The sequence below is a fragment of the Mucilaginibacter lappiensis genome (assembly GCF_900155965.1).
Lineage (GTDB): Bacteria > Bacteroidota > Bacteroidia > Sphingobacteriales > Sphingobacteriaceae > Mucilaginibacter > Mucilaginibacter lappiensis.
Genome location: NZ_FTMG01000001.1, coordinates 802,245 through 825,340, shown reverse-complemented (window position 1 = coordinate 825,340; position 23,096 = coordinate 802,245). Strand labels below are relative to the sequence as shown.

At 41.5% G+C, this 23,096-nt stretch carries 20 protein-coding genes; 13 read left to right on the top strand and 7 right to left on the bottom strand.

What is annotated here, in order from left to right:
• The 3 genes from BW976_RS03355 to BW976_RS03345 form a co-directional block, all read right to left on the bottom strand.
• Nucleotides 1–1,467 (bottom strand): RagB/SusD family nutrient uptake outer membrane protein, encoded by a 1,467-nt coding sequence (locus BW976_RS03355; RefSeq protein ID WP_076370343.1) that lies wholly within the window; start codon nt 1,465–1,467, stop codon nt 1–3.
• A 26-nt stretch (nt 1,468–1,493) separates the two neighbouring features.
• Nucleotides 1,494–4,643 carry a SusC/RagA family TonB-linked outer membrane protein gene (locus tag BW976_RS03350; RefSeq protein ID WP_076370341.1) on the bottom strand — a complete coding sequence of 1,050 codons (3,150 nt, stop codon included), beginning with the start codon at nt 4,641–4,643 and terminating at the stop codon, nt 1,494–1,496.
• Between the two features lie 578 nt (nt 4,644–5,221).
• Nucleotides 5,222–6,259 (bottom strand): LacI family DNA-binding transcriptional regulator, encoded by a 1,038-nt coding sequence (locus tag BW976_RS03345; RefSeq protein WP_076370339.1) that lies wholly within the window; start codon nt 6,257–6,259, stop codon nt 5,222–5,224.
• 286 nt (nt 6,260–6,545) lie between these two features.
• On the opposite strand from BW976_RS03345, the gene BW976_RS03340 reads away from it, so the two are divergent.
• The 10 genes from BW976_RS03340 to BW976_RS03295 all read left to right on the top strand — a co-directional run bounded on the left by BW976_RS03340 (nt 6,546) and on the right by BW976_RS03295 (nt 14,674).
• Nucleotides 6,546–7,757, top strand: a complete 1,212-nt coding sequence (locus tag BW976_RS03340) for a glycoside hydrolase family 88 protein (RefSeq protein ID WP_076370337.1) — start codon at nt 6,546–6,548, stop codon at nt 7,755–7,757.
• Between the two features lie 3 nt (nt 7,758–7,760).
• Entirely contained in the window at nt 7,761–8,858 is a 1,098-nt protein-coding gene (locus BW976_RS03335; RefSeq protein WP_076370335.1) for an alginate lyase family protein, read from the top strand.
• A gap of 140 nt (nt 8,859–8,998) precedes the next feature.
• A complete protein-coding gene (locus tag BW976_RS03330; RefSeq protein WP_139332182.1) occupies nt 8,999–9,706 on the top strand; it encodes a TapB family protein in 708 nt (235 codons plus the stop codon).
• Between the two features lie 209 nt (nt 9,707–9,915).
• Entirely contained in the window at nt 9,916–10,467 is a 552-nt protein-coding gene (locus BW976_RS03325; RefSeq protein ID WP_217696196.1) for an RNA polymerase sigma factor, read from the top strand.
• Nucleotides 10,461–11,294 (top strand): zf-HC2 domain-containing protein, encoded by an 834-nt coding sequence (locus BW976_RS03320; RefSeq protein WP_076370329.1) that lies wholly within the window; start codon nt 10,461–10,463, stop codon nt 11,292–11,294. The genes BW976_RS03325 and BW976_RS03320 overlap by 7 nt, the downstream gene beginning before the upstream one ends.
• Before the next feature lie 9 nt (nt 11,295–11,303).
• Nucleotides 11,304–12,155 carry a DUF4097 family beta strand repeat-containing protein gene (locus BW976_RS03315; RefSeq protein ID WP_076370327.1) on the top strand — a complete coding sequence of 284 codons (852 nt, stop codon included), beginning with the start codon at nt 11,304–11,306 and terminating at the stop codon, nt 12,153–12,155.
• Between the two features lie 11 nt (nt 12,156–12,166).
• Nucleotides 12,167–12,994 (top strand): DUF4097 family beta strand repeat-containing protein, encoded by an 828-nt coding sequence (locus BW976_RS03310; RefSeq protein ID WP_245834613.1) that lies wholly within the window; start codon nt 12,167–12,169, stop codon nt 12,992–12,994.
• Nucleotides 12,995–13,076: 82 nt separating this feature from the next.
• Nucleotides 13,077–13,658, top strand: coding sequence for a Crp/Fnr family transcriptional regulator (locus BW976_RS03305; RefSeq protein ID WP_084192044.1), 582 nt, complete (start codon nt 13,077–13,079; stop codon nt 13,656–13,658).
• Between the two features lie 81 nt (nt 13,659–13,739).
• Entirely contained in the window at nt 13,740–14,156 is a 417-nt protein-coding gene (locus tag BW976_RS03300) for a VOC family protein (protein WP_076370325.1), read from the top strand.
• Nucleotides 14,157–14,167: 11 nt separating this feature from the next.
• Nucleotides 14,168–14,674, top strand: coding sequence for a cupin domain-containing protein (locus BW976_RS03295; protein ID WP_076370323.1), 507 nt, complete (start codon nt 14,168–14,170; stop codon nt 14,672–14,674).
• Here BW976_RS03295 and BW976_RS03290 read toward each other — a convergent pair.
• The 3 genes from BW976_RS03290 to BW976_RS03280 form a co-directional block, all read right to left on the bottom strand.
• Nucleotides 14,671–15,525 (bottom strand): pirin family protein, encoded by an 855-nt coding sequence (locus tag BW976_RS03290; protein WP_076370321.1) that lies wholly within the window; start codon nt 15,523–15,525, stop codon nt 14,671–14,673. The genes BW976_RS03295 and BW976_RS03290 overlap by 4 nt on opposite strands.
• A gap of 130 nt (nt 15,526–15,655) precedes the next feature.
• A complete protein-coding gene (locus BW976_RS03285) occupies nt 15,656–18,430 on the bottom strand; it encodes a TonB-dependent receptor (RefSeq protein WP_076370319.1) in 2,775 nt (924 codons plus the stop codon).
• A gap of 350 nt (nt 18,431–18,780) precedes the next feature.
• Nucleotides 18,781–19,470, bottom strand: coding sequence for a class I SAM-dependent methyltransferase (locus tag BW976_RS03280; protein WP_076370317.1), 690 nt, complete (start codon nt 19,468–19,470; stop codon nt 18,781–18,783).
• A gap of 184 nt (nt 19,471–19,654) precedes the next feature.
• Here BW976_RS03280 and BW976_RS03275 point away from each other — a divergent pair, with 184 nt between their 5' ends.
• Together BW976_RS03275 and BW976_RS03270 are read left to right on the top strand one after the other, a co-directional pair.
• Nucleotides 19,655–20,368, top strand: a complete 714-nt coding sequence (locus BW976_RS03275; RefSeq protein ID WP_076370315.1) for a DUF92 domain-containing protein — start codon at nt 19,655–19,657, stop codon at nt 20,366–20,368.
• 59 nt (nt 20,369–20,427) lie between these two features.
• On the top strand, nt 20,428–21,198 hold the full coding sequence (locus BW976_RS03270) for a M90 family metallopeptidase (RefSeq protein ID WP_076370313.1): 771 nt from the start codon (nt 20,428–20,430) through the stop codon (nt 21,196–21,198).
• Nucleotides 21,199–21,449: 251 nt separating this feature from the next.
• Here BW976_RS03270 and BW976_RS03265 read toward each other — a convergent pair whose 3' ends face one another.
• On the bottom strand, nt 21,450–22,271 hold the full coding sequence (locus BW976_RS03265) for an MBL fold metallo-hydrolase (RefSeq protein ID WP_076370311.1): 822 nt from the start codon (nt 22,269–22,271) through the stop codon (nt 21,450–21,452).
• Between the two features lie 109 nt (nt 22,272–22,380).
• Between BW976_RS03265 and BW976_RS03260 the strand changes: the two genes are divergently transcribed.
• Nucleotides 22,381–23,040: a YceH family protein gene (locus BW976_RS03260; protein ID WP_076370309.1), complete on the top strand. Its 660-nt coding sequence runs from the start codon at nt 22,381–22,383 to the stop codon at nt 23,038–23,040.
• The last annotated feature ends 56 nt before the right edge of the window (nt 23,041–23,096 follow it).

Below are 23,096 nucleotides of genomic sequence, written 5' to 3'. Positions count from 1 at the left end.
TTAATATCCTGGGTTTTGAGTTAAGTTCGGGTTTACATCGCGCTCCGGCTGTGGTATGGGTAGCAATAACAGGTTGTCTGGAAGTGTAAAACCATTAATAGTCTGTTCAATTTGTTTAATACGGCCTAACCTGATTAAATCCCAACGACGATGCCCTTCTACACAAAGCTCACGGGCACGATCTTTAACTAACGTATCAATAAAAGCGGAAGGTGTAGGGGTATTAGCCAAACTCAGGTGGGCAGCAGATAAACCTGCTCTGTCCCGCACAGTGTTTAGCCCATTAAATTTGGCGGGATCGCCTGGATTAAGATTATTCATGGCTTCTGATTGCATCATCAATACATCGGCATAACGCAGTATGATCCAGTTCATACGGGAGTTATTGCTTCCCTGTACCCATTGAGGATCTTTATATTTACTGATCCACGGAGCAACAGTTGTGGTAACTCCTTTTGAATCGGTTACTTTGTTGGTTACGTTCCATGCTTTTCTCACATCGGCTCCAAAATAAAGACTGTTGAATACATAAGGGTTGGCCACAAATGATCCGGAACCACCACCAGCCAACGGTGTAAACATACGGATGGTTATATTTTGCGTGGTAGTGGTGTTATTACTGCCAAACTGCACATCAAAAATATGTTCTGTTTGTTGCGGGAAATATTTAATATCCCAGTTAAACACATCGGTATAATTCGGCATCAGTTTATAAAGGCCAGAACTGATCACTTTATTACATTCGGCAAGTGCGTTTTGATTGTCGTTAGGATCGGCAAAGGTGGTGCTTGCCCTTTGCAGGTAAACACGGGCCAGCATAGCTGACGCCGCGCCTGATGATACCATTCCTTTATTGGCTGATGAGATTTTATCTTCCGATAAACAATTGGCTTCGGCAAATAACAGATCGGCAATAGCTTGCGCGTATACTTTACTGGCAGCTGTTCTTGGCGGCGAAAAATCAGGATCACTTTTATCAATAATTGGGTGAGTGATCAATGGAACATCGCCAAAGCTTTTGGCCAGGTCAAAGTAAGCCATCCCACGTAAAAAACTGGCGTTACCCAATAGGTTGTTTTTCGTAGGAACATCCATGGTGATCTTAGGAACATTAGCCAAAATATCATTGGCCCTGCTAATCAATTTATAGCTGTTTACCCACCAGTTGTTTATTTCGATATTTGATGGAGTGTAAGTTAGCTTATACATATCAATACGCTCCTGATTTTGTGTAAGCAGAGGGATAAGGCAATCGCCGGAGAGCTCACCCATAATATAAACTGTACGCTGATAATAAGCCTGTGGTTGTAACTGACTTAAGGCGCCTACAACAGCAGCCTGTGCATCGGCAGCGCTTTGATAAAAGTTAGTATTGGTTAAAACGCTGGTTGGTTTTTCGTCTAACAGCTTGTTGCAGGAAGAAAGGCCCAATCCCGCCAAAACACATAGTATATATATTTTTTTCATGATTTGTCTATTTAAATAATTACCGGTTACATGCCTAATCTTAAGCCCAGGGTGTAGGTTTTGATATTTGGATACGGGTTATAATCGGTACCCAATGAAGTATAGTTTCCGCTTGACGTATCGTAAGTATTCACTTCCGGATCATAACCTGAGTATTTGGTGATGGTGAATAAATTTTGGCCTGTTACATATACACTGGCTGATTTAAATATCCTGCTCACTTTTGGCAAAGGCAGATTATAGCTTAAAGTGATAGTTTTAAATCTTAAATAGCTGCCACTCTCCAATATGTCACTGGTTGGGCCTAAACTCCGACGCAAAGTACTGCCCACACTTGGCAGCGAATTATCGGAACCCGGCATACCAAAGCTTCTGGTTAATACATAAGCTAATTTATTATCGTTGGTGGTTCCGTTTTCAGTCTCAATTTTGTTCTCGTTCATGATCTGGTTACCATAAACGCCTTGTATCAACACAAACAGGTTAAACTGCCCTACAGTTAAATTACTGTTAAAGCCGTAAGTGAATTTTGGTAAAGCATTGCCGATAATAGTACGGTCTGACGCGTTAATGATATGATCGCCATTCAGGTCTTTATATCTTGGGTCGCCAGGCTTAAGAGCGTTAGTAATACCGCTGGCTGCAATTTGTTGGGTTGACTGCCATATACCGTCATATACATAACCATAAAATGAGCCGATAGGTTTACCCACCTGTAATATAGATGAGTTTTGACCGCCCGGATATAAGCTGGAACTTACGGTACCGGTAAGTACACTCTGAGGGCCGCCCAGATCTAGTATTTTATTGATGTTTTTGGCAAAATTAATACCGGTGGTCCACTTTATAAATTGCCCGCTGATATTGGTGGTATTTAAAGCCAGCTCAATACCACGGTTGCTCATGGCACCCAGGTTGTCCTGGAAAGTGGTAAAGCCGGTTGTTGAAGGCACTGGACGCTGGAATAATAATTTAGTGGTTTTTTTATCGTAAACATCTGCATTGAAAGTAATACGGTTGTTCAATAGACCAAGGTCGACACCAATGTTGTATGACCGGGTTTGTTCCCATTGTAAATTATCATTCGGGATATTATTGGGTGAAAAACCAACACTACGACCGCCGTTGAGAACATAGCTATTTAAAGCATACTGTGCATATGGCGAATTAACAGGGATACTCTGATTACCCACAATACCATATCCTAAACGTAGTTTCAGATCGCTAATGGTTTTGATGTTTTGCATAAACTCTTCGCTTGATACCCTCCAGGCTAATGCACCTGATGGGAATGTACCCCATCGGTTATTAGCGCCCAAGGCCGAAGAACCATCCCGGCGTACAGAAACGGTTAATAGATACCTGTCCATCAAACTGTAATTTACCCTGCCTATAAATGATGCTAACCTGCGCCCATTGGCAGTTGATGTTGCATTCAGGCTGGTACCTGCACCTAAACCATCAGTACCCAGGTTATTGGTAGTTAATGATTGCGCGGTTGCTGTGCTGGCCCGGTATTGGGAGTTTTGATAGGTAAAACCTGCTAAGGCGGTTATGGTATGTATTTTATTGAAAGTGGCATTATAGGTTAACGTGTTTTCATTTAACCAATCGAGGTTAGAAGGATTAATGATTGATGCATAACCATTGGTGGTTAAGCCCAGGTAAGTAGTGTTTGGCCTGAAGATCCTTTCTTTTTCAAAACGGTCATCTGTACCAAAGCTCGACCTGAATTTTAGGTTTTTTGTTATCTGATATTCGCCATAGGCGTTAATAAACAAACGCAGTGAATTGTCAACATCGGTATTTAGCGTAGCCGCCGCAATCGGGTTACCTAATATATCCGCATATCCGGTAGGGCCATTTTGAAAAGTGAACGCGCCGGTAGCATCATAAACCGGTATAGTAGGGCTTATACGTAAGGCATCAAGCAATGTACCGCCACCGGCACCACCACTGGTATTTACGTTAGCAATATTCTGCTGATCGTAAGATACCTGGGAGTTAAGGCCAAATGATAGTTTTTTGCTGATTTCATGTGTAAAATTAAAACGTAAGGTACCTCGTTTGTACCCGGAGTTAAGGATGATACCTTTTTGATCAAAGTAACTGAAACTTACCAGGTATTTGGTAAGCTCGCTGCCACCGCTTATAGAAAGGTTTGCATTGGTAATAGGGGCAGTGCGGAACAATTCTTTTTGCCAGTTGGTACCGGCACCTAAGTTATTGATCTGATCCTGGGTAAAAGGTAGTGGCTTTGGTGTTTTTGAGCCCACATTGTTATAAGATGTCACCGAATCAAGGTATACGGCAAATTGTGATGCGTTCATCAAATCGAGTATTTTACCTACTCTCTGAACACCAGAGTATACATCGGCCGAAACAATATTTTGCCCTGCTTTACCGGTTTTGGTAGTGATGATAACTACGCCATTTGCGCCACGGTTACCATAAATAGCCGCTGCAGATGCATCTTTCAATACATCCATAGTAGCAATATCATTCGGGTTTATGGCAGATATATCGGCGCCCGCATAACCGTCAACTACATATAAAGGCTCACTGCTGTTAGTGATGGAGTTGGTACCTCTGATGCGTACGCTAAAACTAGCACCTGGTTGTGCATTGGTTTGCGTAACCTGCACACCGCTTACCTGGCCCTGTAATAACTGAGCTGTACCAAAAACAGGAGTTTTGGTAACGTTAGTTAAATTGGTTGAGGTTACTGCGCCGGTTACATCGCGTTTCTTTTGCGCACCATAACCTACTACTACAACCTCGTTTAAATCTTTGGCGTTGTTTAATAATTGAACGTCGATGGTTTTACGGTCGTTAACCGGTATTTCTTGGGCAGTGTATCCTATGGTTGTAAATATCAGAACGGCACTATTATCCGGTACGGTAATGGAATATTTACCATCAATATCGGTAGTGGTACCCGCTTTTGTGCCTTTTACCCGTATACTGGCTCCCGGAAGTGGCAAGCCTTTTTCATCGGTTACATGACCGGTTATTTTTATATCAGCCGCAGTTTTTAAGTTACCGGCAGTTTTCATTGGCGTAGCCCCGGGCTTTGAGCTAACGCTTGCAAAAGCACCGGTCAGCAAAAAGCAAATAAGCGCTAATTGCAATGATGTGCTTCTGAATACGCTAAAAAATAAAGTTTTTCTCTTCATATTCTTTGTTTATGGTATTAATTAGGTTTAAAAAATTGGCAATAGGATTCCGGGCAACTTTCGTTACTTGATTTTTTGAGGAAACCTTAAATGAGGGGGAGGGGCGTCTGTTACCAGACTTGTTTTGTCTGTTATTCTTTCATATTCACTCTCGTTTTAGTAAGTTTTGGTTTTATTGGTTTTGGGTGGTTATTAGTACGTTATTTTACACTGTAAATAAATTGTATGACCGCATGCAGGTCTCCTATCATTAACGCATATGGATATCGGTTACACTTACTATGTTTAATGGCTGATCAATAGTATTTACAAAATATGAAGGTACAACCTGGCACATACAGCAAACTTTAATAATTAATACAGGGTTTATAAATGGGTGATCGCCTTATTTAGGCGAATGGCACATATCAAAAGTACCTACATTTGATATGGTGTTTTACACTTTGCCCCAATTTTATTTACGCAATCGTTTTCGAAAAATTAGGAAATGTAAAATTATCCCTACACTAAGGTGTATTTCAGGAAGCTGAATTGTTATTGAAATAGTCTGGAGAGCTTTTTCAGAATAAGAAAAAAGTTTATTTAAGCTTGCTTGCCGATGAACTCCTGATAAACAGTTCGGTAGGTAAAACCACATTCTCAAATTCGGTAATGGGGCGCTTACTGTTAATGATGCTCAGCAACATTTCAGTGGCCTTTCTGCCAATTTCAAAAGCAGGCTGATGTACCGATGTAAGGGAGGGGTTTAATACATCGGCCAGTACGGTATTGGAAAAACCAACCAATGCAACATCTTGTGGTATCCTTATATTTTTTTTATGCAATAAGGTCATGGTGGATGTCGTGATCCTGTCGGAAGCGGTAAGAATGGCATCCGGACGTGGTTCTGTCTGCATCAGCTCGTCTATCGCTTGTTCCAACTCATCCAGATTAAGACCGCCATGGAGGCAATATTTGATGTACTGTTCATTAACTTCAATGCCGCTTTCAACAAGAGCGTCTACATAGCCGGCCAGCCGTTGGTTGGTGACAGATGATGTTACCGAGCTAGTGATATGCGCAATGTTTTTGTAGCCTGAGGCAAGCAGGTGCATAGTGGCCTGGTAGGCGCCACCCAAATTGTCAACTATAACTTTATGTGTGTCTATCTCGTTACTTACACGATCAAAGAAAACGATAGGTAAGCCCTGTTGCTGCAACCGTCTGAGGTGTTCTACATCGGCGGTTTCGGTCGCGATTGAAATCAACAGGCCGTCAATGGCCCTATGGATCAGGTGTCCAACGTTTTGCACCTCCAGTTCATATGATTCATGACTCTGGGTGATAATCACGTTGTAGCCCTGGCTATAAGCCTCAGACTCCATGCCGTTAATCACCTGCGAAAAAAACTGGTTATCGATACTGGAAACTACAATGCCGATGGATTTGCTATGCCCTTTTTTAAGGCTTTGGGCCATAGGATTAGGCCGGTAGTTATGTTTTTGGGCAAACTCTGTTACGAGTTTTTTGGTTTTTTCGCTTATCTCATAGCTGTCTCTCAGTGCTTTAGAAACAGTAGATACAGATAGATGTAATTCCCTGGCAATATCCCTTATAGTAATGGCATCAAAATTCATAATTTGGCTCTCTCCCGGCAACTCAACAAGTATATGAGTATTTTCCTAAAATTAGACAAAAACCTCAACTAAACAGCATTTTTTACCTGCTTTTTGCGAAAAGACACACCCAAAAAGGCATCGAAGTCCAGATTACATCAAGCTAACTCAAACGTTTGCGTAAAAATTAACCGGCTATGCTTTTATTTTGGCAGGAATACGTCGTAATATTGAACTCATCATCAGCGTCTTTTATCCCCCTGAACTTTAGACGAACCAAGCTGATCATAAACTTTTTATAAAACCCATGAGAACCAAAAACTTGATCGTATTTTTTGCGCTGACCCTTTTGACTACTAAGGTGTTTTCACAAACCGATGTAGCCAAAGCCTTTTCATTTGCACAAAATCAAACCACTTTGTTGCTTAAAGAAGTTGACACCGTAAAGTCAGACGCAGCTAACTCAGCACTTGTATCGCCACGTAGTTTAAGCGTAGAAGGAAAATTGGTCATGGTGCCTTCAAAAGATTGGTGCAGCGGCTTTTTCCCGGGCGAACTTTGGTTTTTATATGAGTATACCAACGATAAAAAGTGGATGGGGCTAGCCCAACAGTTCACTACAAATATTGAGGTTGAGAAAACAAACGGCATTACCCATGACATGGGTTTTAAGGTATATAACAGTGTGGGCAACGGTTATCGTTTAACAAAAGATGCGCATTATAAAGAAGTGATTATTGAAGCTGCCAAAACGCTATCGACCCGGTTTAACCCGGTTGTGGGTTCCATCAAATCGTGGGATAACCGTAAACAATGGAAATTCCCGGTTATTATTGATAATATGCTTAACCTGGAGCTGCTGTTTGAAGCCACTCATTTAACCGGCGACTCCTCTTTTTATAAAATAGCTGTGGCACATGCCAATACCGCCATGAAAAACCATTTCAGGGCCGATTATAGCTCCTACCACGTTATTGATTATGACCCCGAAACTGGTAAAGTACTGCACAAACAAACCCACCAGGGTTATGCCGATGAGTCGGCATGGGCACGCGGACAGGCTTGGGGGCTTTATGGTTATACCATGTGTTATCGCGAAACACATAACAAAGCTTATTTGAAACAGGCCGAAAATATAGCTAAATTCATATTCAGTAACCCTAATTTACCGGCGGATCTGGTGCCTTACTGGGATTATAATGATCCCGCTATACCTAATGCCCCGCGCGATGCTTCGGCTGCGGCAGTAGCTGCTTCGGCATTATATGAATTAAGTACTTATAGTAAAAATGCCAAAGAGTACCGCTCTACTGCCGATAAAATTGTTAAAACGCTAAGCGAAAAATATCAGGCCAAAGCAGGGGGGAGCAAAGGGTTTTTACTCATCCACAGTACAGGTCATAAACCAGCAGGTACCGAAATTGATGTGCCTATCATTTATGCCGATTATTATTACCTGGAAGCATTGTTGCGTAAACAACATCTATACAAAGGTCAACCTGTAATTAACCGTAATTGATTTATGAAAAAAGTAATTCTACTGACAGTACTCCTGTTTGGAGTTGTATACGTCAAAGCACAATATGTAAGTTTAAATGATGCTGAAATTCAGGTGTTAAAAAAGAATATTGCGGGCAGTGATGATGTGAAAAAAGCTTTTGAACGCTACAAGCGAACAGCGGAACAGGCTTTGAATGAGCAGCCAAGTCCCATTGAAACAATTGTATCACAGGGAGTACTGGCTGGTAATCCGGCAAAAACAGCCAGTCTTAAATCATTGCAGGATGGTAATAAAATTTACGCATTGGCTTTGTGTTACCGATTGTATCAGCAAAAATCTTATCTGCAAAAAGTGCAGGATTTTCTGTTGGCCTGGGCAAATACCAATAAACCTAATGGCGACCCGATCAACGAAACCAAGCTGGAGGATATGATAACCGGGTATGATTTAATCAGGAATAACGTTTCCGCAGAATCAAAACAACAGATTGATAGCTGGCTGATCAAGGTTGGCGAAGCAGAGTTCAACAGTGCATCTGCCAAACCTGGTAGAACAACCAGTTTTAATAACTGGAATTCGCACCGGATCAAAACGCTCACATTGGTTGCATTTACGCTCCATAATACCGGTTATGAACCCCGTATTTACCAGGAAATAGAAAAACAGATCAACGTTAACCTGAATGCTGATGGAAGCGGCTTTGACTTTTTGGAAAGAGACGCATTGCATTACCATACCTATACGCTTGAACCTTTATTAAGAGCCAGCATGGTTATTTACCGCGCCACTGGTAAAAACTACTTTAGCTATCAGTCAGAAAAAGGAGCATCCATCCAGAAATCGGTCGATTTTTTAGTGCCCTTTGTAACAGGAGTTAAAACCCATGGCGAATTTGTGAACAGTAAAGTGCCGTTTGATAAGCAACGCGCCGCCAACCACGAAAAAGGATATGAAGCCGGTACCTTGTTTGAACCTGGCAATGGTGTTTATACGCTTTCGCTGGCTGCGTATTTTAATCCTGCTTATATACAAGATATACAACAGGTAAATACTACAAAGCAAAAATTCAACTGGCAATTAGCCCTTGACCAGGTTATGAAACCTGTTACAAATAACTAATAAACTAATCCCGCCATTCCACAACTATAATAAGATATATGTGATTGCCATTATTTTTTATAAAAATGCGTAAAAACCGCATATAGGTAGCGTGTTTGTACTGTTGTGAGTAACGAATAGTAAGCTGACTTTTACACTAAATGTTAAAGTCATCAATGAGAGGTATCATTACTATTATTACGTTATTGTTTTTGGGCTCACAGTTAGCTGATGCACAAAACTGTGGCCAGTTTGTGGGAGCAATAAGCGGAAAAAAACTCACCTATGTAAATCTGGATACCAAAGGAAATTCTCTGGAAAAAATCACCTATACGGCTACTAAAAAGAATGCCACAACTGTAATAGTGCATGCTGACTTTGTTGATAAGGATGGAAAACCAGGCCCCAGTGGCGACACAGAAATGATTTGTGATGGTGATGCCATTAAAGTTGACATGAAATCTTTTGTTCCTGCTTCTTCCATGAAACAGTACAACAATATGCGAATCACGGGAGATGTCAAATACATGGCTTATCCGCTTAATTTGAGCGTTGGCCAAAAATTGGATGACGGCTCGGTTACCCTTGATATTGGCAACGGCGGACAGTCTATGACGGCCATGCAGATGGATATTATTAACCGTATGGTTGAAAAGGAGGAAAACGTAACCACTAACGCCGGTACTTTTGATTGTTACAAAATTACCTATGATTCTACCGTGAAAATCAAAATGATGGGCATAGGTATTCCCTTACATATTAAAGTTGCCGAGTGGTTTTCTCCAAAAATGGGTCGCTTTGTAAAATCAGAAACATACGATAAAAAATCAAAGCTCAAAGGCACCATGGTGCTTGACGCTATCAACTAATAACTTATCCCGTTTGGGTTCAAGTGTATTAGTAACTAAGAATTTATACCTACCTTACCGCGAGAAAAGACAGGCCGACATGCATTATGGAGGCCTTCTTTTTTTTATTGATTTTTACTCATAATCAGTAAATTACAATATTTATTAAATTTCTTGTAACCATTTCTTTTTGCAGAAGTCTCCAATGTAAATTAAAATACTAAACCTGTTTGAATACGCTAAGTGACAATGCCATCATGCTTCGGGTTAAAACCGGGGAACTGGAAAAAATGGGACTGCTTTTTGAGCGGTACCACAGGGCTTTATATGGCTTTTTGTTTCACATGACCTATAACCGGGAAGGTAGTGAAGATATGGTTCAAACTGTTTTTTACAAGATGCTTAAGTACCGTAATAGCTTTACCGGCGAGGGTGAGTTTATGGCATGGATGTACCAGATAGCCCGCAACGTATTAAAAGACAGTTATAAAAAGAAATCGGAGAATGTTTCGCATTATGATGTGACAGATTTTGCCGACAGGATTGACGGAGGCACAGCAGCCGATGAGTTGTTCGAAATAAAACAAACGCGGACGGAACTTCATGGCGCTATGAAGAATTTAAGCAATGATCATCGGGAAGTTTTAATCATGAGCAGGCTGCAGGAACTCAAATATCAGGAAATAGCACAGATACTTCAAATAACTGAAGGTGCAGTTAAGGTAAGGGCGCATCGGGCTATGCAGGAGTTAAAACAGGTTTATTTTAAAAGAAAATGCTAAACAGAAATAAGATGAAGTGTGAGCAATACCAGGAGCTGTTTACAGATTATATGAATAAACAGCTAAGTCCGGAACAACAGGCAGAGCTGGACATACATGTTGCGGGTTGTGATAGTTGCGGGCAGGAATTAGCTGCTATGAAAGAGCTATGGAATGAACTGGGTGATCTGGAAACACCGGAGCCATCAGTAAATGTAAAGGTGAAATTTTACGCTATGCTGGATACTTACACAGCATCGGTTGCAGAAAAAAGAGGCTTTTGGGATAAAATAGCAGACAACTGGAACCGGTTATGGCAATTGCAGCCACGCTGGCCAATGGCCTACAGTATGCTCGTGGTGCTCATTAGCTTTGCCTGCGGATACTGGGTTTTTTCTTCCGGCCGTAGTAACAAACAAGATCAGCAGTTGCAGGCCCTGTCATCGCAGGTTCATGAGTTAAGACAAACCATGATGCTGGCTTTGTTGGAAAATCCATCAGCATCCGAACGGATGCGAGGGGTGAGTTATACCAGTGAGATAAAACATGCGGATAAACAGGTTATCAACGCGCTGCTGGCTACCTTAAATAACGATCCTAATGTGAATGTACGTTTGAGTACGCTTGAGGCATTAGCGCATTTGTCTGATCATCCAGAGGTTAGAGAAGGGCTTATTCGTTCTATTTTAGACCAGGATTCGCCCTTAATGCAATCTGCCATAGCCGATGTGATGCTCAAGCTGCAGGAAAAACGTTCGGTAGGTTCGTTTAAAGAATTATTAAAACAAAAAGATTTGGATCGTGGCGTACGTGAAAAGATCAAGGAAACAATAACACAACTTATTTAAAACCAGTTTATGAAAAAATTATTGATCCCCGTTTTGACGGGAGCAGGGCTTTGTTTTGCCCAATTTTCGGCCTCGGCCCAGGAATTTAAGCAACACATCAGCAAGCAGTTTACTTTGCAAAGCGGAGTGGTGGCTATTTATAATGTGTATGGCTCCATCAATGTAGAAGGCTATTCGGGCGATAAGGTGATCATGGAAATTGATGAAACTATTTCTGGCAGGAGCCAGCAGATCGTAGATCAGGGAAAAAATGAAGTTCAGTTGGCCTTTGATCAGAAACCTGATAGTGTAATAGCTTATATAGCCAAACCATATAATTCAAAACCTCACCACAGTTGGCACGATGGGGATGACACCGAGGTTAAATATAAAATCGGTCTGGAATTTACGGTGAAAGTACCGTTCAATTCTAATCTCCGTATATCAACAATTAATGATGGCCATATCGCGGTTAAAGATGTTTATGGCGCATTAAACCTAAATAATATAAATGGCCCTATTGATATCATTAACGCCAAGGGCGCTACGGATGCGCATACTATTAACGGGGCGGTTACGGCCAATTATCTTAAAGTTCCGGCAGAAGCGTCATCTTACAAAACAATAAATGGAGAGGTAAAAGTTACCTATCCCGCAGCATTATCTGCTGATATGGAGTTTAAAAGTATGAACGGTCAGTTTTATACGGACTTTCCTAACGCAGAAGTAATGCCCAGCAAAGTAATTACAAGCCAGTCAAAAAATAGTAAGGGTACAACCTTTAAACTCAGCAAAAACTCTGATGTAAGGATAGGGTCAGGTGGTAAATTATTCAAATTTGAAACCCTCAACGGGGATATCTATATTAAAAAGCAACAATAAAAGCTAAGGACATGAAAATGATAAAAACCATAAAAATTACGGGGATACTCCTAACCGTTTTATTACTAAATACACGCATTTGGGCACAAAACGGATCCGGGCAGTTGATTGTACCGTTAAGCGAGCCTGGTAAGCCTTATAAATTAAGCGCGGGTCTGGTACGGGGATCAATTACGGTAACAGGTTACGAAGGCAAAGATATTGTGATAGATGCACAGTCGGGAGAAGAAAAGCGTGGTCACGTTAAAGAAGACGGTAACGGTATGAAACGCTTGATAGGTAATAATAATCTGGATATCACAGCAGAAGAAAAGAACAATGAAGTGAATGTAGGTGGCAGTGCCGGCAAGCTTGTTAATTTAATTATTAAAGTGCCGCAAAATGGTGCAAAATTAAAATTATCTGCTATAAATGACGGCAATATCATGGTCTCCAATGTAAAAGGCGAGCTGGAGGTAATTAATGTGAATGGTCATATCAAACTAACAGGTGTTTCCGGCTCTGTAGTAGCCAATACAATTAATGGTGACGTGACTGTTACGTTCAGATCTATTGATCCTAAAGCGGCTATGGCGTTTACCACATTAAATGGGAATGTAGATGTAACTTTCCCCGCCACACTAAAAGCTAATGTAAAGCTCAAGTCAGATCGTGGTGATATTTATACCGACTTTGATGTAGTAAATACCGTGCAGAAACCGGCAGTTACAAAAACCAATAAAAACGGTATGTATAGCCTCAAATTTGATGACTGGGTATATGGCAAAATTGATGGTGGCGGTCCCGAAATGCTGATGAAGAACATGAATGGAAATATTTATATCCGCAAAGCGAAGTAGACAAACAATTTGCTATTATAAAAACATAAGTGTTATCTTGGTAGTTTAACTTTAAAAGATCATTCATTTAAGGAGTTAAACATTGGAAGATATACTGGAAAGATTTTGGAAAGGGATAAATAACTATACCAAATTATCAGATGAAAGCCGGTCGGTCTGGGAGAAAGGTTTAAAAAGAAAGGTGTATAACAAAAATGACCTTTTTTTAACGGAAGGGCAGATCCCCAGAATGGTTGCCTTTGTTGGCGAAGGGCTGTTTGCACAAAGCTATACCTCTGAAGATGGCGATACCATTATCAAGCGGTTTTTTCCCGAAGGATATTTCGTAGCATCAACCAGCGCCTTATTACTAAAAGGGCCAAGCATGTTTACCATTAAGGCGCTGGAACCAAGTGTAGTGCTGGAGTATAATTTTAATGACTTTAAACAGTTAACAGAAAAATATAGTGATATAGCAGCCATGTATATCCGGTACATGGAATTGCACTGGATTATTGAAAAGGAGCCATTGGAGATAGCCTTCCGGTCTGATACGGCTAAAACCAGGTATATTCAATTTTTAAAAGACTACCCCACACTCGAATCCCGGTTAAAGCAGCACGAAGTAGCAGCATACCTGGGGATAACCCCCACGCAATTAAGCCGCATCAGGGCCGAGTTATAAGTTTTTTTAGAGTCTCAACATTTGTAAACGTTTTTACTCAGGCGGTTATGGAAATTTGTTTTATCAAAAAAACAAATTATCATGACACAGATCAATGCCTATTTAAAATTTAATGGAAACTGTCGTGAAGCGATGGCTTTCTATAAAAATTGTTTTGGCGGGGAGTTAACCCTGCAAACGGTCGGCAACTCGCCTATGGCCGAATTTATGCCGCACGAAGCTCCAGAGACCATTTTGCATTCCAGCTTAATTAGTAATAGTATTACCCTGTTTGCCTCAGAACTGACTGAGCCTGAAGGGATCACCCATGGCAATGCCGTTTACCTATGTGTCGATAGCGAAAATAAAGAAGAGGTTAAAACCTTTTTTGAAAAGCTTTCGGTAGAGGCTCAATTTATTTCGCCATTACAGGATACCCCATGGGGCGCCTTTGGGGTAATTAAAGACCAGTTTGGTTTCGGTTGGTATTTAAATTATGAAGTTAAAACTAAAGCATAAGATACAACACTATGAGTACTCCAATAAATCATTATACCGACGTATTAAAAAACGAAGTTATTGTCTTTAATCCCGGCGAAGGAGAAATACTGGAGATAGCAGGCAATAAGATTACACTGAAAGTAACCAGCGAGATATCAAACAATCAAATGGGCGTGTATGAAATTCTGTTGCAACCGGGTACCGTTGGTGCACAGTTGCACTATCACCGTTATATGGACGAAACTTTTATTGTAAATAAAGGTACACTAACCGTTCAACTGGCCGACAAAACTGTAGATGCAGTAGAAGGATCTGTTGTTTACATTCCGAGGTTTACACCACACGCCTTTCGTAATAGTAGCGATAGTGTTGTTGTAACCACTTTAATATTTAATCCGGGACAAAATCGGGAAGGTTTCTTTTTTGGCTTAAAAGAAATATTGACCGAACATCCTATCGATCCATCTAAATTTTTAAAGCTTTATGATAAATACGATAGCGTCTCGGTAAACCCAGAAAATGTGCTGCCCGGTTAAAAACTTAAGCTACCGAACAGGCCGTTTTTATAATCAGCAATGGCCTGTTCGTTTTCTTCGGGTGTGTTCATCACAAAATTATCTTTCGCGGCAACGGGTTCTTCAATTGGTTCGGCCGAAAGGTACAATACCTGCGCATCGGTATTGGCAGTTATAGTAATGTCCTCGTTTTCTTTGCTGAATACGACCAGGTTATGAGCTGTTACCGGTTGATCATTTACTTCCATATCGCCATGGATAATATACAGCAAAGTCCAGTAACCGGGCGTTGCCGTAAAATGGGCTGCTTTACCTGCAGCTATTTCACCAACTATAGAAATAACGGGCGTGAAGTTTTTGATAGGGCCAGTTTTGCCTTCGTACTCGCCGCTTAACAGGCGGAAGCTAACACCATCGGCCTCTAATACCCAGGGTTGTTGGTCTTTGGTAGCAGCCTGATAAAAAGGCTCGTCCCATTTATAGGCTTTGGGGGCATTTATCCAGAGTTGTATCAACTCCTGTGTACCACCGCTTTTTAAAAGTTCATCAGTTGGGCCTTCGCTGTGTAAAATGCCTTTCCCTGCAAACATCTGTTGTACATCACCAGCCTTAACCACTTTATCATTGCCGGCATTATCCCGGTGATAGCCCTCGCCCTGTAACATAATGGTATAAGGACTAAAACCACGATGCGGGTGAGGATGTATCCGTGACGATTGCCCTGGTTGAATAACAAGCGGCCTCATATGGTGCAAAACGATAAAAGGGTTCGCAAAGCGGAATTGCTGATGTGGTAAGGGCTGTAGCACTACATCTTCTTCCGTTATTTTTTTCTCGCGGGCTTCCAGTATATGGTCTATGGCTTTTTTCATGGCAGATATCAGCTGGTTAAACAATCTAAATATATTTATAATCTACAGAACAGGCTTATCTGTAATGTCATAAAAACATAAAGCCATCTCATTTTTACGAGATAGCTTTATTGTATAGAAAAAATTAATTCTAGAAATTGAAACCCACGCGTGCAAAAAGCCTGCGCCCGTTGCTGCCCATCTGCACAGCATCAAATGGGCCCGCTGGTTCATTGTTATAGGCCTGAAGCTTTGCTCCTTTTACGTAAGCAAGATCCGGGTGTACATTAAATACATTATCGACGCCTATAGACATACGAACTGTTTTGTTGAGTTTGTAAGCCAAGTATACATCACTCACTACTTTACCGCTATAATTGTATACATCTGGCAGTTGTCCTGAGCCGTTATCTGCCTTTACAGTAGGCAGCAGGGTTGTCCCATCTCCATAGCCATCAATCACCACTTTGCCAAAATAGGTGAAGCGTGTACCTATAGTAAAATTTTTATGCCCAAATTCGGGATTTAAAGAAAGTTTCTGCGGCGGGGCCGATGCCAGGATAAATTTCTTTTCACGGTCACTCAAAAAGGTTTCTTTAAGTTCTGGGGTAGTACCTAATATAGGCGGATAATTCACCTTATCAATAGTCATGTGTTGAAAGTTTCCGGTAAACAATATATGGAAACGATCTTGACCAATGGTTTTGTTATAGTCGATAACCACATCCAAACCACGATTGGTAGTATTTACCGCGTTTGCAAAAAATTGAGCAGTACCAACATGTAAATTATTTAAGGCTGCTATAAAAGCCGGAGCAAGGGTACTGTCTTTAGCGCTAAACTGCCCGGAAAGTACCACCCTGTCCGTAACCTTTATCAGGTAGCCATCGGTTGTAATGCTTAATTCAGGTATAGGTTTAAATGTAAAACCTACGCCTAAGTTTTTTGATTTTTCCTGTTTTAGTGTAGGTATGCCGGCCGCTTTGGTAATAGGGCTGTAATTAGGAGCTATCTTTACTTCTGATATGACGTTGCCCTGCACATTCGTAAATGTGGAGCTATAATTGATCTGTTGCAACGATGGCGCACGGAAGCCAGTACCAGCAGAGGCGCGGATATTAAAGTTATCGGTTATTTTATACCGGGTGGCCAGTTTGGTGTTGAAGTTATAGCCAAAATCGCTGTAATGTTCCAGCCGATTGGCAAAATCTACCAGCCATTTTTTGGTAACATCTGCTTCCAGGTCAACATAAGCGCCAAATACAGAGCGGCTTTGTTTGGCAACATCACTGGGCTGAAATCCTGGGAAACCCTGTGATCCCGGTGCTTTTACACCGGTAGGGTCATAGTTTTTATAGGATGCCTCTTCGCCGGCAAATAATTTGTACTGCTCATAGCGATACTCCGAACCAAAACCAAGATTTAAGCCTTGCATTACTTTGGAGTAGTGCTTGTTGATATTCAAATTGGAAGTGCTCTGTAAAAACTCCGATCCTCCATCATCAAAATGTGTTTGGGTAGCGTTTAAAGAGGCATTAAAAGTTTTTTCGCCAAAAAAATGAAATTTATTATTACCTGTATTATTACTCAGGTCCCAGTCCCATCCCTCGCCTAAAGTGCCTTTAAAACCTGCTGCAACCGCTACATCGGTATTATGCGTTTGGATAATGGGGTTATAATAAGATTCACCATCAGGTGTGTTGAATATAATGCCGCTTACCGGAATTATTTTACCATCGCTGGTGGTAGGGAAGCGATCTGGCCTTGCCGAAAAATTTCGACTAAAGGCATAATCGTCAGATGCTTTATAGCTGTATCCTCCAAAACTGTAAAAAGTAGTGCGGGTACCGGCCAATGGGATCTCGTTGTTAAAAAAGAAGGTGCCCGTTTCTGCCGAACCATCCCCATTGGCCCTCCTGGAGGTATTTACGCCCAAGGCTTTTGGATTTGAATAAGTAGTATCGTGTACCTGGCGAAATGTTTTACCATTTTTTGAATAATCGCCGGTAAGGTTTAAAAAACCACCGTTTTTGCCTACCGCTAAACCGTAATTGGCATCAATGGTAATACCATTGCCGTCTATAGCGCCGCCATGAGGATATTGGGCCGCGACAACACTCTTACCACTGTTAAAAGCCGGATCATAATAACCGGAATAGCCCACGTTGGCAGTGAACTGATTTATATTTTTCTTTAATACCAGGTTAATAACCCCGGCTATAGCGTCTGATCCATATTGAGCGGATGCACCATCACGTAAAATTTCTACCTTATCAATAGCAGCTGTGGGGATCGAACTCAGATCGACGCCGGAATTGCCACGGCCACGGGTACCAAATACCGAAACAAAGGCGGTGGAGTGACGACGTTTGCCATTTACCAGAACCAGCGTTTGATCCGGGCCCAGACCGCGCAGGGTTCCCAACTCTACATGGTCGGCACCATCTGATCCTGATTGTTTATTATAATTGAATGATGGGGCAGAATAATTTAATATATCCGTCAGATCCATACGACCGGTGGTAGAGGCCGCTTTGCTCACATTTACCACATCAACCGGCACCGCGGTTTCGAGTTTTACCCGCCCTGCCGATCGGGTACCTATCAGTACAACTTCATTAAGCTGGGCTACATCATTTACCAGCGTAACATCAATTTTAGAACGGCCATTTACCTGAATGGTTAGGGTTTTATAGCCTGTATAACTGATTACTATTTCGTCGGAAGCAGCTGCGGTGATAGAAAACTGACCCTTTGCATTGGTACTGGTACCCTGGTTGCCACCTTTAACACGTACGGATACGCCTGCCATAGGGGCACCCCCGGCAGCGTCAGTAACTGTTCCTGTAACTGGTTTTTTTTGAGCCGATGCTATTTCTATGCCAAATAGAAATAATACGATAAAAAGTAATAGTTTTTTAGTCATAAGAGTAGGGGTTAGCGTTAATAGAAAATTAAATTAATATCACCCAATATAACTCTTATTGATATATTTTCAAATTATTGATTTGTTAATTGAATTTATATTGATTCTATATTTTGTTTGTTAATAAAAAAACAAAATTTTTAAATGTTTACAACATCTTATTATAATCGTTTTGGTAGATATTTTTTTGATTAAATAATGAACTTATCATCATAATTATATTATGATGATAAGTTTTTATAAAATGAATTGTAAGGATTTCTGGCTGTAATTGGCCGGATAGAGCAAGGGCTGACCATGAACTAGCTTCTACAAGAAGTTGGAGCAAATAGAAAAGTTATGGGAAGCTTTTATTTTACTGTTAACCTGACCAGGTATTGTTTAAACTCGTCTTCGAGTAACACCTCTATGTTGTAGCCTATTTCTTCGGCAATCCTGGTGAGTGTTTGCTCATCGATATATAGCCAGGGAAACCAGTCGGTTTTTTGTTGATTATATTGATACTGATATTGGATCTCGCCATAATAGACGCCATTTTCGGGAAGCTTACCCTCATACAAATAAGCAATGTCTGATGAGTCGAACAAAAGCTGTCCGCCGGGTTTAAGCAGTTGTTTAGTGTGCTGTAAAAAGGTTTTTAATTGGAGTAATGTGCCGGTAAGACCGATGCCATTCATGAGTAATAACAAGGTATCATATTGCTGATCCCGGTATTCAAATATGTTGGCAGTAATTACTTTATGAACTCCGCGCGCTTTCATTACTGTTGATGCCATATTGGATATATCTAAAGCAGTAACATCAAAACCACGTTCCTGTAGTATTAAGACATGTGCGCCGGCGCCGGCACCAATATCCAATATATCGCCCCGGCATTCGTTTAAGGCCAGCCATTCTATATCGGGCATGTCGTCTTCTTCGCGGAAATAAGCCTCTACAGGCATCTCTTCACTAGGGCCGTATTGATTATTGATCCAAAGCTGATGCTCCTGTTGCTGATGATAGTGATCATGTATGGCCTGTCCTAATATATCTTTCATTCGTAGGCAAAAATAGGAAGAAAGAGGCAAGAAATTAGAGTCAAGAATCAAGAGTTAGAAAAAATAGTAATAGTAGGTTAATCATTATTTTACCCTGAATCGGAAATTATTATTGAAATTAATGGCTTATAATTGTTTTTTACTAACTCTTGATTCTTGACTCTAATTTCTTGATTCTATACTCATGCTGGCTCATTACGGTTTATTGGTATTAATCCTTATTGCGGGCGTAGTTTATAGCATATCGGCTCGTAAACTAACTCCGGTAGCGGCCCTTACGGGTACTATTGTCGCCTGTCTGGTTTTTGCCGGGGCAGGATATAGCGGCGTAGCCATGATGGCCACCTTTTTTATTTTAGGTTCGGCAGCAACCTCCTGGCAAAAACATCAAAAACAAGATTTCGCCAATACGGCGGAGCATCAGAGTGGCAGAAGCGCAGCCCAGGTATTGGCCAATGCGGGTGCAGGGGCCATAACCGGGCTCCTGGTCTTGTGGTTTCCTGCCTATACAACTTTATGGATATTAATGATGGCTGCCAGCTTTGCATCGGCAACGGCAGATACTTTGTCTTCAGAGCTGGGTACAATTTATGGCAGACGTTTTTTTAATATCATCACTCTAAAAGCCGACCAACGGGGACTAGATGGCGTTGTCAGTATGGAAGGTGTCTTGTTTGGTTTAGGTGGCAGCTGCATTATAGCCCTGGCTTATACTATTGGTTTTGGGTGGAGCAACAGTAGTTTTATCTGGATTATTATTGCCGGAACAATAGGTAATTTAACCGATTCTGCCTTGGGAGCCCTGCTGGAACGACGCGGATATTTGGGCAACAATACAGTAAATTTTATAAATACGCTGATAGCAGCTTTGGTTATGCTGTTGATTTACCTGATTTAATGCTGATATTTGACCGTTGATGTGAATGATTACATTGATTCTGTTGATTTTTTAGCTTTATGATACCAATCATTATACTCCTGCTTATTGTTATTGCCTTAATCGGATACTATTTTTCGACCAAAAAAGGTAAGCAGAAAAGAATACCTGCCAATACGATTTATAAAGATATTTTAGCCCGGTATATTCCATTTTATCAGGCCTTAAATAATGCGGATAAGCTTTTATTTGAACAAAAAGTAAGTGATTTTCTGGAAGGTATCACCATAGAAGGGGTGGGCACGGCCATTGGAGATACCGACCGGGTAATGATTGCTTCGAGTGCGGTGATTCCCATCTTCAGGCTGGGTAACTGGCGATACAGCAACCTCACCAACGTGATATTATACCCGGACACTTTTGATAGTGAATTTCAGTTTGAGGGTGAAGGCAGGAATATTCTGGGCATGGTGGGTTCGGGATACATGAACGGGCAAATGATCCTGTCGCGGGCGGCGCTTACTAAAGGCTTTTCCCGTTCGGCTGGTAAAGAGAATACGGCTATACATGAATTTGTGCACCTGCTGGATAAATCGGACGGTGCTACAGATGGTATCCCAGAAAATCTGCTGGCGCATGATTATGTACTGCCCTGGTTAAAAATGATCCATCAGGAGATCCACAAAATAGAAGAAGGTAAATCAGATATTAACCCCTACGCTGCCACTAGCGAAGCGGAATTTTTTGCTGTAGCTGCTGAATACTTTTTTCAGAAACCTGAAGAACTGAAACACAAACACCCGGAGTTGTACGAAATGCTGTTTATGATGTTTATGCGGGTGAATAGATAGGTTTTTAGTATCAAGTTTTAGTGTTTTTTTGTCTGAACCATGATTGAGGAGATTTTTCACAAATTACTCTCCTTATTGGTGTTCAAGAGTGCTTCGCAGTTAAAGGATTACCGCGATTTTCCATGTATTTACAACCCAAAAAGTTTGTCATCCTGAGGAACGAAGGATCTTCTTCGATAAGTCTATCGTTCAATGGATGCTTCACTCCGTTCAGCATGACAAAGGTGATTTCCAATGTCTTGATACTAAAATCAGATACTGCCAAAGCCAAGATCAAGCTGCCCGGCAAATGAAGGTACTTTATCCGTTTCGCCGATATGATAAACCGGGGTTTCTTCAAACCGCGAAGCTACCACCACGTGAATGCCTTCGGCGCAGGCAGTAAACAGGTCTTCTACCAGTTTGGGGTTGTTATTATTATGTGATAAGTGGGAAAGCAGCAAGTGTGTCATATACGGCGGACGGTGCGTGGTGAATAATGCCAGGGCTTGTTTATTTGATAAGTGTCCCTTGCCGCCCCGAATGCGTCGTTTAAGATGATAGGGGTAGCCACCGTTATCCAGCATGTCGTCATCATAGTTAGCCTCCAAGAAGGCGGCATGGCACTGACTAAAATAGCGAATGAGCCTGTCGCACACCAAGCCGATATCTGTAAATATACCTACGTTGATATCGCGGCAGCTTACAAAAAAGCTATGCGGCTCAGAGGCGTCATGTTCTTTGGGGAATGAGGTAACCTGCAATTCGCCGATGCTTACCGTTTCAAACTCCCGTAAATGGTGCACCAGCTGCATATCCACGCTATTACCTAAATGTAATAAGGTGCCGGGTGTGATGTATACCGGCAAATTGAATTTTTTGGCCAGTACCGGTATACCACGAATATGGTCTGAGTGCTCATGCGATACAAATATGGCTTTTACCTTTTGCATGGATAAGCCCAGGCGGGTCATGCGTTTCTCCGTTTCGCGGCATGATATGCCGGCATCAACCAATATAGCCTCCCGCTCGTTCCCGATGTAATAGCAATTGCCGTTACTGCCCGAATTTAGTGATGTGATGAATAATGACATGTAAATACAAAGTAACGGATTTAAGCTAAATTTTATCTTTACTTAACGTGTAGTGTTTAAAAATAATCACTAAAATTTTGCGGCTATAAAAAGCTGCTTATATTTAGCCATGGATACACCCCAAACTTTACCGGTACTTAATGCTACAGAGCTGCGTGTATTAGGCTCGCTGATGGAAAAAAGTAAAACCACGCCCGATTATTACCCCATGACCCTTAACGGCTTAACCGCTGCATGCAATCAAAAAACATCGCGCAAGCCTGTTGTAAATTATGATGAGGGTACGGTTACCGAGACGTTAAATACCCTTAAAAGACGCGGATTGATCTCCACCGTTACCGGCGGCTCTATCCGGAATATAAAATATAAGCACAACTTTGCTATTGTGTTCCCGGTAATTCCGGCCGAAGTGGCTTTGCTTTGCCTGCTGATATTACGCGGCCCGCAAACACCGGGCGAATTGAATACCAATTCGGGCAGGTTATATGAGTTTGAAACCATAGAAGAGGTGCAGGAAATGCTCGAGAAACTGGCTGATCCGGCTTTGCCTTATGTGGTGCAGTTACCCAAACGCCCGGGACAAAAAGAAGTTAGATATGCTCATCTTTTAAGCGGTACACCTGATATTAATGACTATGATGACGTAGAAGAAACCGGCTCTCGTTCAACCAGTGGCCTGGAGGCCCGTGTTACCCAACTGGAAAATGAATTGGCTGAAGTAAAGGACAAGTTGGTTAAATTGATGCAGGAATTAGGGGTGGGGGAATAAAAAGTTTCGGTTTGTGAAGTAGGATATGTCACTTTTCGTCATTGCTTCGTACTCGC